Below are 11,874 nucleotides of genomic sequence, written 5' to 3'. Positions count from 1 at the left end.
TCGGGGACGACGGGGGGGGGAGGGTCGTCGGCAGCGTCAGATGGGTATAGGAGACAGCCTTGATGGGTGTGTGGGGGGAATTTAGGGCAGGGGAAGGCAAGCGCCAGGGGCTCCGCCCCTGACCCCGCCGGGGTGACAGTGTCACCCCGGACCCCGCCATTCTTTGGCACCATGAGGCCGGCGGCGGGACGCTCCTCAGTCCACCACCGCGGCATAGCTCAGCACCCGCAGCTCCCGCCGGATCGGGTAGGTGGAGGACGGCGTCATCTGCGTCAGCAGGATCACCGCCATCTCCTCGGCCGGGTCGATCCAGAAGGCGGTGGACGCAGCACCACCCCAGGCGAATTCGCCGGGCGTGCCGGTGATCTGCGCGCGCGCCGGGTTCAGCATCACCGAGAAGCCCAGGCCGAAGCCGATGCCCTCGGCGGTGGACTCCGACCAGCGGGCCTGGCCCATCGCGGCCATGTCGCCGTTCAGGTGGTTGGCAGTCATCAGCTCCACCGTCTTGCGGCCGAGCAGGCGGGTGCCGTCCAGCACGCCGCGGTTCAGCATCAGCTGGCAGAAGCGCCAGTAGTCGCCGACCGTCGAGACCAGCCCGCCGCCGCCCGAGCAGACCCGCGGCGGGGTCAGGAAGCGGCTGGTGGCCGGGTCGTCGATCAGCGTCAGCCCGCCCTCGGCCGAGCGGGCGTAGTTGGCGGCGAAGTGCGGGCGCTGCGCCTCGGTGACGTGGAAGTCGGTCTCCTTCATGCCGAGCGGGCGGAGGACGCGCTCGCGCAGGAAGGCGTCGAAGTTCTGGCCGGAGATCACCGCGACCAGGTGGCCGATCACGTCGGTGGAGACGCTGTAGTTCCAGGCGGTGCCGGGCTGGGCGATCAGCGGCAGCGCGGCCAGGCGTCCCACCACCTCGGCCAGGCTCGCCTCGGCGGTCTGGAAGTCGACGCCGTGGTCGCGATAGAGCCCGTCGACCAGGCCGGCCTGCATGAAGCCGTAGGTCAGGCCCGAGGTATGGGTCAGCAGGTCGCGGAAGGTGATGTCGCGGATGGCAGGGACGGTCTCGACCTTGCCGCGGGCGCCGCCGACGGCCACCCGCATGTCGCGGAATTCCGGCAGGAAGCGGGTGATGGCGTCGTCGAGCTGGAAGCGCCCTTCCTCGTAGAGCATCAGCAGCGCCAGGCTGGTGAGCGGCTTGGTCATCGAATAGATGCGCAGCACCGTCTCCGGTGTCATCCGCGTGCCGCGCGCGACATCGGCCAGCCCCGTGCTGTGCAGGTGGGCCACCTGGCCGCGCCGCGCCACCAGCGTGGTGAGGCCAGGCAGCCGGCCGCTGGCCACCCAGGACTCCGCCCAGTCGGCGATGCGGCCCAGGCGCTGCGGGCAGAGGCCGACGGCCTCGGGGCTGGTCAGGATCATGCGGCGCATCCGTCTTCGAAACCGGCCGATCCTGGCCTTGGCGGGCCGCCGCGTCGAGAGGGCCAGCGGCTAACCGTCCGTCCATGATTTTACATGGTTGAATGGCGTTCGGCATATTGAATGGCCGGCGCCCCGGGTCTAGCCTCCCGGCCAAGGCCGCGAAGGCCAGGGGCACGGTCACCGGCGCCCGCCAGGAAACAGTCGGGCAGGGGCGGCCGATGGCCGCAGCGCTGCCCCCGGGAAGGGAAATGCGCCGTTGCCTGATACGCGCCTGCCGCCACCCCACGCGACCGCAGGATCGGCGCTGCCGATGGACACGCTCTCGGCCCTGCTGACGCCGCGCTCGGTGGCGGTGATCGGCGCCTCGGCCGATGCCGCGCGGATCGGCGGGCGGCCGATTGCCTATATGAAGGAGCTCGGCTTCCAGGGGCGGATCCTGCCGGTCAATCCGAAGCGGGACGAGATCCAGGGGCTTCCTGCCTTTGCCAGCATCGCGGCGATGCCGGAGGTGCCGGACGTCGCCATCATCGCGGTGCCCGCTGCTGCCGCCGGCCCTGCCGTGCAGGAGCTGGCGCAGCGCGGCGTCAAGGCGGCGATCATGTTCAGCGCCGGCTTCGCCGAGATGGGCGATGACGGCGAGGCGGCGCAGGCGCGGCTGGTGGCCGATGCCCAGGCGCATGGCATGCGGCTGCTGGGGCCGAACTGCCTGGGCCTGTTCAACGCCCGCACCGGCTTCTACGGCACCTTCACCAGCAGCCTGGAGCGCGGCTCGCCGAAGCCCGGGCCGATCGGCATCGCCAGCCAGTCCGGCGCCTATGGCATGCATGTCTTCGGCTTGGCGCGCGACTTCGGCCTGGGCCTGTCCTGCGTGGTGACCACCGGCAACGAGGCCGACCTGAATGTCGGCCATATGATCGGCTGGATGGCGCAGGACCCGGACACCGAGGTCATCGCTGCCTATGCCGAGGGCATCCGCGACGCCGACAGCTTCCTGGCCGCCCTCGAGCTGGCGCGGAAGAACCGCAAGCCGGTGGTGCTGATGAAGGTCGGCCGCAGCGCGGTCGGCAGCGCGGCGGCTCGGTCGCACACGGCCTCCATCGCCGGCGACGACGCGGTGACGGATGCGGTGCTGGCCGAGTTTGGCGTGGTCCGCGCCCGCACCACCGAGGAGATGCTGGACATCGCGCGCCTCGCCACCCGGAAGATCTATCCGGCCGGCAACACGCTGGGCGTGCTGACCATCAGCGGCGGCGCCGGCGTGCTGATCTCCGACGCCGCCGAGGCCGCCGGCCTGCCGATGCCGCAAATGCCCGAGCCCGCCCAGCAGAAGCTGCGCGAGGCGCTGCCCTTCTGCGCGCCGCAGAACCCGGTGGACTGCACCGCCCAGGCGCTGAACGATCTTTCTCTCGTTGGCACCTTCGCCAAGGCGCTGGTGGAGGAGGGCGGCTACTCGTCGATCCTGTCCTTCTTCACCCATGCCGGCGGCGCGGCCTCGGTCGCGCCACGGCTGCGGTCGGAGCTGGCGGCGGTGCGCGCCGCGCATCCCGACCGCCTCTTCGTGCTGTCGGTGCTGGCCGACCCGCCGCTGGTGCGCCAGTTCGAGGAGGACGGCTTCACCGTCTTCGAGGACCCGTCCCGCGCCGTCGCCGCCATCGAGGCCATGGGCCGATACGGCGATTCCTTCGCCCGCGTCGCGCCGCCGGCGCCGCCCGCCCTGCCGGCCTTCACCCTGCCGGCGACCACGCCCAGCGAGGCCGAGGCCAAGCGCATCCTGGCCGAGGCCGGCATCCCCGCCGCGCCGGAAGCCGCCTGCCCGACCGTGGAAGCGGCGGTGGCGGCGGCGGAGAAGATCGGCTTCCCGGTGGTGCTGAAAATCCTGTCGCCCGACATCCTGCACAAGTCGGAGATCGGCGGCGTTCTTCTGAACGTGTCCGACGCCGCCGCCGTGCGCGACGGCTTTTCCCTGTTGCTGCAGCGGGCCAAGAGCGCCGCCCCGGCCGCGCGGATCGAAGGCGTGCTGGTGGCTAAGCAGCTGTCCGGCGGCGTCGAATGCATCCTGGGCGTGCATCGCGACCCGGTCTTCGGCCCGGTCGCCATGTTCGGCCTGGGTGGCATCTTCGTCGAGATCCTCAAGGACGTTTCCTTCCGCCGCTGCCCCTTCGACGAGGCGGAAGCCGAGGAGATGATCCGCTCGATCAAGGGCGCGCCCTTGCTGCTCGGCGCCCGCGGCCGGCCGCCCGCCGATATCGACGCGCTGAAAAAAATGCTGTCGCGGCTGTCGGTCTTCGCTGCCCAGGCCGGGCCGAGGCTGGCCGGCATCGACCTCAACCCCGTCTTCGCCATGCCGCAGGGGCAGGGCGCCTTCGCCGCCGATGCGGTGATCGACATCGCGGAGGGTGACGCATGATCGACTATGACAAGCTGCTCAACTTCAAGATCCCCGAGGTGCGGCAGACGCTGACCGCGCGCGACGCCGTCTTCTACGCCCTGTCGATCGGCTTCGGCCAGGACCCGATGGATGCGCGACAGCTGCCCTATGTGGCGACGCATAAGGGGCCGGCGGTGGTGCCCGCGATGGCGGTGGTGATCGGCCATCCCGGCTTCTGGGCCGCCGACCCGGCGACCGGCATCGACGCGGTGAAGGTGGTGCATGGCGAGCAGCGCATCACCCTGCACGCGCCGCTCCCGGCCTCGGGCGAGGTGATCGGCCGCACCCGCGTCACCGGCCTGGTCGACAAGGGCGAGGGCAAGGGCGCGCTGCTCTACTCGGAGAAGGAGATCACCGACGCGGCGACGGGCAAGCTGCTGGCCACCACCGGCAGCACCACCTTCCTGCGCGGCGATGGCGGCTTCGGCGGCCCCTCGGGCCCGGTGATCCCGCCCAACCCGATGCCGGAAGGCGCGCCGGACATCGTGGTCGACCTGCCGACCCGGCTGGAGCAGGCCTTCTATTACCGGCTGAACGGCGACGACAACCCGCTGCATATCGACCCGGAGATCGCCGCCAAGGCCGGCTTCCCGCGGCCGATCCTGCACGGGCTCTGCACGCTGGGCGTCGTCACCCATGCCTTGATGCGCGAGCTCGGCGACTACCGCCCCGAGGCGCTGAAGAAGCTTTCCCTGCGGTTCTCCTCGCCGGTCTATCCCGGCGAGACCATCCGCACCGAGATCTGGAAGAACGGTGCCTTCCGCGCCCGCGTCGTCGAGCGCGACGTGGTCGTGGTCAACAACGGCCATGCGGAGTTCGCGGCATGAGCGCGGTGATGGAGCCCGAGGACCGCGCGGAATCCATCCGCATGATCCGCGACAGCGCCGCCGGCCTGGCGCCGCGCGGCGGCGACCGCAAGCGCATCCGCGAGCTGCGCTTCAAGGGCACAGGCTTCGATGCCGGCGTGCTGCGCCAGATGGGCGAGCAGGGCTGGATCGGGCTGCTGGTGCCGGAGGAATCCGGCGGCGCCGGCCTGGGCCTGTCCGAATATGTCGCGCTCGTGGAAGAACTCGGCGCCGCGCTGGCGCCGGAGCCGCTGGTCGCCGCGACGGTGTCCGCCCGCCTGCTGGCCGCCGCCGGCGCGCCGCTGGAAGACGTTCTCGCGGGCGAAAGCCTGGTGCTGACCGCCTGGCAGGAGAAGCCGGGCAGCCTGTCGATCCCCGGCACTCCGGGCGGGCCGCGCCTGTTCCTGCCGATGGCCGGTGGCGCTGGCTCCTTCCTGGTGCCGGTCGCCGGACGCGGGCTGCTGCGGCAATCCGCCGAGGGGGCAGATCTGACGCTGGAGCCGACCCAGGATGGCGGCGCCTTCGGCACGCTGCGCCCCGCCGAGCGCGGCGATGTGCTGAAGCTCGACCCCGCCGTGCTCGAGGACGCGCTTGACGAGGCGGCGCTGGGCACCGCCGCCTATCTGCTGGGCGTCATGGACCAGGCCTTTGCGCTGACGCTGGACTACCTGAAGACGCGCCAGCAATTCGGCAAGCCGATCGGCAGCTTCCAGGCGCTGCAGCACCGGGCTGCGGATCTGAAGATCCAGATCGCGCTGACGCGGGCCAGCGTCGAGGCGGCGGCGGCGCTCGCCGATCGCGGCGCGCCGCGGCGGCAGCGCCAGGCGGCGATCTCGCGCGCCAAGGCGCGGGCGGCGGATGCGGCGCTGCTGGTCACCCGCCAGGCGGTGCAGCTGCATGGCGGCATCGGCTATACCGACGAGGCCGATATCGGCCTCTACCTGCGCAAGGTGATGGTGCTGGCCAGCCAATATGGCAGCGCTGGCCTGCATCGCCGCCGCTTCGCGGCGCAGACGCCGGAGGAAGAGGCATGAGCGACCACAACGCGCTGTCCGACGATGACTTCCGTGCCGAGGTGCGCCGCTTCGTCGAAAGCAGCTATCCGGCGCATCTGCGCAACCCGCCGCACCGCCTGCATTGGCAGGAGGGCGAGGAATGGTTCCGCATCCTGCAGCAGAAGGGCTGGGTCGCGCCGGGCTGGCCGGTCGAGCTGGGCGGCATGGGGCTCGACGCCTCGAAGCAGATCATCCTGATCGAGGAATACGAACGCCACGGCGTGGCGCGCCTGCCCGACCATGGCGTGATCATGCTGGGCCCGCTGCTGATCCGCTTTGGCACCGACGCGCAGCGCGCGAAGTTCCTGCCGAAGATCCTGGCCGGCGAGCATATCTGGTGCCAGGGCTATTCCGAGCCCGGCGCCGGTTCCGACCTGGCCTCGCTGCGCACCGAGGCGGTGCTGGACGGCGACCACTATGTCGTCAACGGCCAGAAGATCTGGACCACGCTGGCCACCGATGCCAACTGGATTTTCTGTCTGGTTCGCACGGACAAGTCGGCCAAGAAGCAGGAAGGAATTTCCTTCCTGCTGATCGACATGGCGACGCCGGGCGTCACCGTGCGGCCGATCATCAACCTCGGCCTGCATGACGAGTTCTGCGAGGTCTTCTTCGACAATGTCCGTGTCCCCGCCGAGAACCTGGTGGGCGAGGTCAACAAGGGCTGGAGCATGGCCAAGGCCCTGCTCGGCTTCGAGCGTATTTTTCTCGGTTCGCCGCGGCAGTCGGGCTACGCCCTGGCGCGGCTGCGGACGCTGGCCGAGCGGATGGGGGTCTTTGAGGAGCCTGATTTCCAGGACCGCTACATCCGGCTGCGCTGCGACCTCGAGGACCACAAGGCGCTTTATGAGAGCTTCGTCGCCATCCTGCGGCGCGGCGAGACGCTGGGCCCGGATGTCTCGATGCTGAAGCTGCACCAGTCCGACCTGTTCCAGCGCATCACCGAGCTGATGCTGGAGATTGCCGGCGAGAATGCGGGCCTGCTGAAGCCGATGGAGGGCAACCGCGACCTGCATCCCTCCGGCCAGTTCATCGAGGCGCGGCCGACGACCATCTATGGCGGCAGCTCGGAAATCCAGCGCGGCATCCTGGCGAAGAACGTGCTGGGGCTGCCGGGCTGACAATGATCGGCCGCTGTCCGGCAGCGGCGCCAACAGGGGAAGGAAGAGGCGTTTGAGCATCCGAGGCAAGGCCTGCATCGTCGGCGCCTATGAGCATCCGACGCGCAAGGCCGAAGACAAGAGCGTGGCGCAGCTGCATGCGGAGGTGGCGCTCGGCGCGCTGCGCGATGCCGGGCTGACGCGGGCCGACGTCGACGGCTATTTCTGCGCCGGCGACGCGCCGGGCATGGGTCCGCTGAGCATGGCGGATTACATCGGCCTGGACCGGCTGACGCATTACGACTCCACCGATGTCGGCGGCTGCTCGTACCTGGCGCATGTGGCGCATGCGGCCGAAGCCATCGCCATGGGCAAGTGCAAGGTGGCGCTGCTGACGCTGGCCGGCCGCCCGCGCTCCGAAGGTGTCGCCACCGGCACCGCGCCGCGCCCGGGCGACCCGCGCCAGCCGGACGTGCAGTTCGAATTCCCCTTCGGCCCGGCGATCGCCAACATGTACGCCATGTGCGCCCAGCGGCACATGTATGAGTTTGGCACGACCTCCGAGCAGCTGGCCTGGATCAAGGTCGCCGCCAGCCATCATGCGCAGCACAACGAGCATGCCATGCTGCGCAAGGTGGTCACCGTCGAGGATGTGGTGAATTCGCCGCTGGTCGCCGACCCGCTGCACCGCCTGGATTGCTGCGTCATCAGCGATGGCGGCGGCGCGCTGGTGGTGACCAGCCCGGAGATCGCCCGCACGCTGAAGCGGCCGGTGGTGACCATCCGCGGCGCCGGCGAGGCGATCAAGCATGTCGATGGCGGCCGCATCGACCTGACCTATACCGGCGCGCGTTTCGCCGGCGCCCGGGCCTTCGAGATGGCGGGCGTGAAGCCGGCCGATATCAAGTATGCCAGCATCTATGACAGCTTCACCATCACCGTGCTGATGCAGCTGGAAGACCTCGGCTTCTGCGAGAAGGGGCAGGGCGGCAAGTTTGTCGCCGACGGCAACCTGATCTCGGGCGTCGGCAAGCTGCCCTTCAACACCGATGGCGGGGGCTTGTGCAACAACCACCCGGCCAATCGCGGCGGCATCACCAAGGTGATCGAGGCGGTGCGGCAGCTGCGCGGCGAGGCGCATCCGGCCGTGCAGGTGAAGAATTGCGACCTGGCGCTGGCGCATGGCACGGGCGGCTCGCTCGGCACGCGGCATGGCAGCGCCACGCTGGTGCTGGAGAGGAGCTGAGCGCATGACCGAGACCCGCATCCCGCCGGCGCCGACCCCCGATCCCTCGACCCAGAAATTCTGGGACGCGGCGCGCGAGGGCAAGCTGCTGCTCGGCCGCAACAGCAAGACCGGCAAGCTGCATTACCCGCCGCGCCCGGTCTGCCCCTTCGACGACGAGGGCGAGGTTGAGCTGGTGCCCGCCAAGGGCGCCGGCACCATCTACAGCTTCAGCATCATGCGGGCGAAGGTGCCCTATGCCATCGCCTATGTGGAGCTCGAGGAGGGGCCGCGGATGATGACCAACATCATCGGCGCGCCGTTCGAGAGCATCCGCATCGGCCAGAAGGTCCGGCTTCAGTTCCAGCCGACCGATGGTGACGGGCCGCCGGTGCCGATGTTCACCCCCGCCTAAGACTGGTTGCCGGGGCGTCGAGCCCCGGCCTTTGTTCGAGAACGAGGAAACGAGACCATGATGCTTGAAGGCAAGGTCGCCATCGTCACCGGCGCCGGCGGCGGCATCGGCCGCGAGATCGCGCTGGCCATGGCGCTGGCCGGGGCCAAGGTGGTGGTGAACGACATCGGCGCCTCGCTGACTGGCGAGGGCGAGACCTCGGCGACGCCGGGCGAGCAGACGCGCAACATCATCGAGCAGCGCGGCGGCCAGGCGGTGACCAACACCGACAGCGTCTCCGACTGGGACAGCGCGCGGAACATCGTCAAGACCGCGATCGACGCCTTCGGCCGCATCGACATCGTGGTCAACAACGCCGGCATCCTGCGCGACCAGATCTTCCACAAGACGACCGCGGAAGAGTGGCTGGCGGTCATCAACGTGCACCTCAACGGCAGCTTCTTCGTCTCCCGCGCTGCCGCCGAGCATTTCCGGGCGCAGGGCTCGGGCGCCTATGTGCACATGACCTCGACCTCCGGCCTGATCGGCAATTTCGGCCAGGCGAATTATTCGGCGGCGAAGCTGGGCATCGCGGCGCTGTCGAAGTCGATCGCTCTGGACATGCAGCGTTTCGGCGTGCGGTCGAACTGCATCGCGCCGTTTGCCTGGAGCCGCATGACGAGCTCGATCCCGGCCGAGACGCCGGAGCAGAAGGCGCGCGTCGAGAAGCTGAAGCGGATGACGCCGGAGAAGAACGCGCCGCTGGCCGTCTTCCTGGCGAGCGATGCGGCCAAGGACGTGAACGGCCAGATCTTCGCTGCCCGCAACAACGAGCTGTTCCTGTTCAGCCAGCCGCGCCCGGTGCGCAGCGCGCATCGCTCCGAGGGTTGGACGCCTGAACTGATCGCCGAGCATGCGCTGCCCAGCTTCAAGGCCGCCTTCATGGCGCTTGAGCGCAGCGGCGACGTCTTCTCGTGGGATCCTGTCTGATCTGATAGAAAAAAGATGGGGGTCCGGGGGAATTCCTTCCCCCGGCCTTCCTTTTGGGAGTAGCGCCGATGGGCATCACCCAGGACTTGTCCGCCTTCGCGTCCGGCCTCCGCCTGGAGGCGCTACCGCCCGAGGTGGTGGCGCGCGCGCGCGATCTGGTGCTCGACCTCGTCGGCAATATCGTCCGCGCCCGGCATGAGGCGGAGAGCACGCCGGCGCTGCTGGCCGCCGTGAAGGCGCTGGGCCTCGACCGTGGCGACAGCCGGGTCTTCGCCGACCGCGCCACCTACAGCCCCGCGGGTGCCACGCTGATCAACGCGACGCTCGGCCATTCGCTGGATTTCGATGACACGCATGCGGTGGCCGTGGTGCATCCCGGCGCGCCGGTGATCCCGGCCGCGATCACCGCCGGCGAGATGGTGGGCGCCTCGGGGGCCGAGGTTCTGGCCGGCATCGTCGCGGGCTACGAGGTCGCGCTGCGGCTGGCGCTGGCGCTGCCGGCGGGGGCGCATTACGACCGCGGCTTCCATCCTTCGGCCACCTGCGGCGCCTTCGGCGCGGCGGCGGCGGCGGCGCGGGTCTTCGGGCTGGATGCGGCGGGGATGGCCTCGGCGCTGGGCATCGCGCTGAGCCAGAGCGCGGGCAGCCTGCAGTTCCTGGCGAACGGCGCCTGGACCAAGCGGTTCCAGGTGGGCTGGGCCGGCATGGCCGGGCTGACGGCGGCGACGCTGGCGCGGGAAGGCTTCAAGGGGGCTGCCGACGCGATCGAAGGCAAGCATGGCTTCCTGCGCTCCTATGCGCCGGAGCCGCAGCCGGAGCGCGTGCTGCAGGATATCGGCCAGGTGTGGGAGCTGATGCTGACGGGGGTGAAGCCCTATCCGTCCTGCCGCTGGGGCCATGCGGGGATCGACGCGGCGCTGGCGCTGCGGGCGGAGCTAGGCCTCGAGGCCGGCGAGATCGAAGGCGCCACCTTGGGAATTTCGCGCGCGGGGATGCTGCTGGTGGGCTCGCCGCCAGAGCGCAAGGCGAACCCGACCAATATCGTCGATGGGCAGTTCAGCGGGCCCTTCGTCATCGCGACGGCGCTGGCCACCGGCGCCATGGGCTGGGACAGCTATGCCCAGCTGCAGGATCCGGCGCGGAAGGCGCTGATGCAGAAGATCACCTGCGAGAACGACCCCGAGATCGAGGCCGAGTTCCCCGCCAACATGTCCGGCAAGCTGACGCTGCGGGCGCGGGGCCAGACCTTCACCCGCACGGTGATCGTGCCGAAGGGCGAGCCCGATAATTTCCTCAGCGAGGCGGAGCTGCGCGCCAAGTTCGGCGGGCTGGCGGACGCCGTGCTGGGCGCCGAGGCCGCCTCGGCGCTGGCCGAGACCATCGCGCGGATGGACCGGCTGAACGACGTCTCCGCCCTGCTGCAGCATCCCGCCGAAGCCGCCTGAAAGAGCTCCCGATGGACCAGACGACCGACAACCATGCCGAGATCCGCGCCGAGGTGGCCAAGCTCTGCGCCCGCTTCCCCGGCGAATACTGGCGCAAGCTGGACGAGGTGCGCGGCTATCCCACCGAATTCGTCCAGGCGCTGACCGAGGCCGGCTGGCTGTCGGCGCTGATCCCGGAGGAGTTCGGCGGGTCCGGCCTGCCGCTGTCGGCGGCGGCGGCGATCCTGGAGGAGGTGCAGCGCCAGGGCTGCAACGGCGCCGCCTGCCACGCCCAGATGTACATCATGGGCACCATCCTGCGGCACGGCAACGAGCGGCAGAAGGCCGAGTACCTGCCGAAGATCGCCAGCGGCGAGCTGCGGCTGCAGGCCTTCGGCGTGACCGAGCCGACCAGCGGCACCGACACCACGGCGCTGCGCACCGTCGCCCGCAAGGAGGGCGACAAGTACATCGTCAACGGCCAGAAGATCTGGACCTCGCGCGCCGAGCATTCCGACCTGATGCTGCTGCTGGCGCGCACCACGCCGCGCGACCAGGTGGCGAAGAAGACCGAGGGGCTGTCGACCTTCATCGTCGACATGCGCACCGTGCTGGGCAAGGGGCTGACCATCCGGCCGATCCGCACCATGATGAACCACAATTCCTGCGAGGTCTTCTTCGACAACATGGAGGTGCCGGCCGAGAATCTGGTCGGCGTCGAGGGCAAAGGCTTCCGCTACATCCTCGATGGCATGAATGCCGAGCGGCTGCTGATCGCCGCGGAATGCATCGGCGACGCCAAGTGGTTCATCGAGAAGTCGGTCAACTACGCCAAGGAGCGCGTGCTGTTCGGCCGGCCGATCGGACAGAACCAGGGCGTGCAGTTCCCGATCGCCCGGGCCTACGCCCAGATGCGCGCCGCCGAGGCCATCGTGCAGAAGGGGCTGCAGAAGTTCGAGGCCGGGGTTAACCCCGGCCTCGAACTTCTGCAGCCCCTTCTGCA

10 protein-coding genes are annotated in these 11,874 nt (G+C 69.8%); 9 read left to right on the top strand and 1 reads right to left on the bottom strand.

The window, feature by feature from the left end; all coding sequences use genetic code 11:
• Positions 1-195: 195 nt before the first annotated feature.
• The gene (locus BKE38_RS22300) at positions 196-1,410 is read right to left on the bottom strand and encodes a serine hydrolase domain-containing protein (protein WP_076959437.1); all 1,215 of its coding nucleotides are present in this window, start codon (positions 1,408-1,410) and stop codon (positions 196-198) included.
• 310 nt (positions 1,411-1,720) lie between these two features.
• On the opposite strand from BKE38_RS22300, the gene BKE38_RS22295 reads away from it, so the two are divergent.
• The 9 genes from BKE38_RS22295 to BKE38_RS22255 form a co-directional block, all read left to right on the top strand.
• Positions 1,721-3,817: an acetate--CoA ligase family protein gene (locus BKE38_RS22295; protein WP_076959435.1), complete on the top strand. Its 2,097-nt coding sequence runs from the start codon at positions 1,721-1,723 to the stop codon at positions 3,815-3,817.
• Complete coding sequence (locus BKE38_RS22290) at positions 3,814-4,665, top strand: MaoC/PaaZ C-terminal domain-containing protein (protein WP_076959434.1); 852 nt, start codon at positions 3,814-3,816, stop codon at positions 4,663-4,665. Before BKE38_RS22295 ends, BKE38_RS22290 begins: the two co-directional genes overlap by 4 nt.
• The gene (locus BKE38_RS22285) at positions 4,662-5,717 is read left to right on the top strand and encodes an acyl-CoA dehydrogenase family protein (RefSeq protein WP_083747776.1); all 1,056 of its coding nucleotides are present in this window, start codon (positions 4,662-4,664) and stop codon (positions 5,715-5,717) included. The genes BKE38_RS22290 and BKE38_RS22285 overlap by 4 nt, the downstream gene beginning before the upstream one ends.
• A complete protein-coding gene (locus BKE38_RS22280) occupies positions 5,714-6,859 on the top strand; it encodes an acyl-CoA dehydrogenase family protein (RefSeq protein WP_076959433.1) in 1,146 nt (381 codons plus the stop codon). Before BKE38_RS22285 ends, BKE38_RS22280 begins: the two co-directional genes overlap by 4 nt.
• A 52-nt stretch (positions 6,860-6,911) precedes the next feature.
• Positions 6,912-8,084: a thiolase domain-containing protein gene (locus BKE38_RS22275; protein ID WP_076959432.1), complete on the top strand. Its 1,173-nt coding sequence runs from the start codon at positions 6,912-6,914 to the stop codon at positions 8,082-8,084.
• Between the two features lie 4 nt (positions 8,085-8,088).
• Entirely contained in the window at positions 8,089-8,478 is a 390-nt protein-coding gene (locus tag BKE38_RS22270; RefSeq protein ID WP_076959431.1) for a Zn-ribbon domain-containing OB-fold protein, read from the top strand.
• A gap of 57 nt (positions 8,479-8,535) precedes the next feature.
• Positions 8,536-9,447: an SDR family NAD(P)-dependent oxidoreductase gene (locus BKE38_RS22265; RefSeq protein WP_076959430.1), complete on the top strand. Its 912-nt coding sequence runs from the start codon at positions 8,536-8,538 to the stop codon at positions 9,445-9,447.
• 68 nt (positions 9,448-9,515) lie between these two features.
• Positions 9,516-10,892: an MmgE/PrpD family protein gene (locus BKE38_RS22260; RefSeq protein ID WP_076959429.1), complete on the top strand. Its 1,377-nt coding sequence runs from the start codon at positions 9,516-9,518 to the stop codon at positions 10,890-10,892.
• Between the two features lie 11 nt (positions 10,893-10,903).
• Positions 10,904-11,874, top strand: a 971-nt coding sequence (locus tag BKE38_RS22255) for an acyl-CoA dehydrogenase family protein (RefSeq protein WP_076959428.1), incomplete at its 3' end; no start/stop codon positions are given.

Origin of the sequence: Teichococcus deserti (genome assembly GCF_001982615.1) — a bacterium.
GTDB classification, from domain to species: domain Bacteria; phylum Pseudomonadota; class Alphaproteobacteria; order Acetobacterales; family Acetobacteraceae; genus Pseudoroseomonas; species Pseudoroseomonas deserti.
This window is presented reverse-complemented; position numbering and strand designations above follow the sequence as displayed.

What these genes read in the sequence shown, in the direction of transcription:
- BKE38_RS22290 (WP_076959434.1), top strand. Translation starts at nt 3,814, where the DNA reads ATGATCGACTATGACAAGCTGCTCAACTTCAAGATCCCCGAGGTGCGG.
- BKE38_RS22300 (WP_076959437.1), bottom strand. Translation starts at nt 1,410, where the DNA reads ATGATCCTGACCAGCCCCGAGGCCGTCGGCCTCTGCCCGCAGCGCCTG.
- BKE38_RS22260 (WP_076959429.1), top strand. Translation starts at nt 9,516, where the DNA reads ATGGGCATCACCCAGGACTTGTCCGCCTTCGCGTCCGGCCTCCGCCTG.
- BKE38_RS22295 (WP_076959435.1), top strand. Translation starts at nt 1,721, where the DNA reads ATGGACACGCTCTCGGCCCTGCTGACGCCGCGCTCGGTGGCGGTGATC.
- BKE38_RS22285 (WP_083747776.1), top strand. Translation starts at nt 4,662, where the DNA reads ATGAGCGCGGTGATGGAGCCCGAGGACCGCGCGGAATCCATCCGCATG.
- BKE38_RS22265 (WP_076959430.1), top strand. Translation starts at nt 8,536, where the DNA reads ATGATGCTTGAAGGCAAGGTCGCCATCGTCACCGGCGCCGGCGGCGGC.
- BKE38_RS22270 (WP_076959431.1), top strand. Translation starts at nt 8,089, where the DNA reads ATGACCGAGACCCGCATCCCGCCGGCGCCGACCCCCGATCCCTCGACC.
- BKE38_RS22280 (WP_076959433.1), top strand. Translation starts at nt 5,714, where the DNA reads ATGAGCGACCACAACGCGCTGTCCGACGATGACTTCCGTGCCGAGGTG.